Genomic DNA, 2,230 nt, shown 5'->3' with positions numbered 1-2,230 from the left:
CCCCCGGGATATTTGCGCCAAGGCGAAGGGAGGAGGGTTAAAACGGCACGTCGTCGGCATCGGCGGCGGGTACGACGAAGCTCGACAGCAGACGCTTCTCGCCCGCCTTGTCGAATTCCACGACGAGCTTGTCGCCTTCCGAGCCCATCACCTCGCCATAGCCGAACTTCTTGTGGAAGACCCGGTCGCCGATCTCGTAATCGCTCTCGCCCTTGGCGTCGATCACCATATGGCGCGCCTCGCGGGGCTGGCTGGTCCCGCGCGAATGCGCGTTTTGCAGCCGTCGCCAGCCCGGTGAATTGTATACATCGGCGCGCGAGACGCGGTCTTCCATCGCGCTGGACCCGCCGAAGCCGCCCCCGTTCATGCCACCACCGTAGAGCCCCGGAGGCGTCAGGACGTCGATATGGGCAGGTGGCAATTCGTCGATGAAGCGCGAGGGCATCTGGCTTTGCCACTGGCCATAGACGCGGCGGTTACCCGCAAAGGAAATCGTGCAAAGCTCCTCGGCGCGGGTGATGCCGACATAGGCCAGACGCCGCTCTTCCTCGAGCCCCTTCAGACCGCTCTCATCCATCGAGCGTTGCGAGGGGAACAGCCCATCCTCCCAGCCCGGCAGGAAGACCACGGGGAATTCCAGCCCCTTGGCCGCGTGCAGCGTCATGATCGAGACCTTTTCCTCGGTCTCGGCCTTGTCGTTGTCCATGATCAGCGCGACGTGTTCGAGGAAGCCCTGCAGATTGTCGAACTGCTCCAGCGCCTTGACGAGTTCCTTGAGGTTCTCGAGCCGCCCCGGCGCTTCCGGCGTCTTGTCGTTCTGCCACATCTCGACATAGCCGGATTCCTCGAGGATCCGTTCGGCCAGACGCACATGGCTGAGGTCATTCGCGGGCGCCACACCATCCTCGGCGGGCTCGATCAGCAGATCGTCATCTTCGGCCCGCGTCACGGCGGTAGCGGGCGAGGCCTGCGAGACATCCTCATGCCAGCGCGCGACATTCTCGACGAAGAGCCGCAACTGCCCGCCCGCCTTGCCCGACAGCGCGCCTTCGGCCACCAAGAGCCGCGCGCCGTCCAGAAGGCTCAGCCCGTTCTCGCGGGCCGCGACCTGAATGCGCTGCTGCGCCTTGTCGCCAAGGCCGCGCTTGGGCGTGTTGATGATCCGCTCGAAAGCCAGATCGTCATCGGGCGAGGTCACAAGGCGGAAATAGGCCATCGCGTCGCGGATCTCGAGCCGCTCGTAGAAGCGCGGGCCGCCGATGACGCGATAGGGCAGACCGATCGTCAGGAACCGATCCTCGAAGGCGCGCATCTGATGCGAGGCGCGCACGAGAATCGCCTGAGCATTGAGGCTGATCGGCGGATTGCCACGGGTCCCGCGCTGAATCGCCTCGACCTCCTCGCCGATCCATCGGGCCTCTTCCTCGCCGTCCCAATGGCCGATCAGGCGCACCTTTTCGCCGCCCTCGGCCTCGGTCCAGAGCTCCTTGCCCAGACGGCCTTCATTGGCCGTGATCAGCCCCGACGCGGCAGAGAGTATATGCGCGGTCGAGCGGTAATTCTGCTCCAGCCGGATCACCGCGGCGCCGGGAAAATCCTTCTCGAATTTCAGGATGTTGCCGACCTCGGCACCGCGCCATCCATAGATCGACTGGTCGTCATCGCCGACACAGCAGATGTTCTTGTGGCCCTGCGCCAGAAGCCGCAGCCACAGATATTGCGCGACGTTGGTATCCTGATACTCGTCGACGAGGATGTATTTGAACCAGCGCTGATATTGCGCAAGCACATCCCCGTGGGTCTGGAAGATCGTGACCATGTGCAGCAGCAGATCGCCGAAATCGACCGCGTTGAGCGTCTTCAGCCGCGCCTGATAGGCGGCGTAAAGCTCGGATCCCCGATTGTCGAACGCAGCGGTTTCACGACCCGAGACCTTCTCGGGCGTCAGCGCCTTGTTCTTCCAGCCGTCGATCAGCCCCGCCAATTGCCGCGCGGGCCAACGCTTCTCGTCCATATTCGCCGCAACGATCAGCTGCTTGAGCAGCCGGATCTGGTCGTCCGTGTCGAGAATGGTGAAATTCGACTTGAGCCCCACCAGTTCGGCGTGGCGGCGCAACAGCTTCACGCAGACCGAGTGGAAGGTGCCGAGCCACGGCATCCCCTCGATCGCACCGCCCAGGTGGCGACCCACGCGCTCTTTCATTTCGCGCGCGGCCTTGTTGGTGAAGGT

The 2,230-nt window shown here is 63.8% G+C and carries 1 protein-coding gene; it reads right to left on the bottom strand.

The features are described from left to right. Positions 1-37: 37 nt before the first annotated feature. Positions 38-2,230, bottom strand: a 2,193-nt coding sequence (locus B3D39_RS11470; RefSeq protein ID WP_286789705.1) for an ATP-dependent helicase, incomplete at its 5' end; no start/stop codon positions are given.

Origin of the sequence: Thioclava sp. UBA3469 (genome assembly GCF_002378135.1) — a bacterium.
Taxonomy (GTDB): domain Bacteria; phylum Pseudomonadota; class Alphaproteobacteria; order Rhodobacterales; family Rhodobacteraceae; genus Thioclava; species Thioclava sediminum.
Note: the sequence above shows the minus strand (reverse complement) of the source record. Positions and strands in the feature narration are given on the sequence as shown.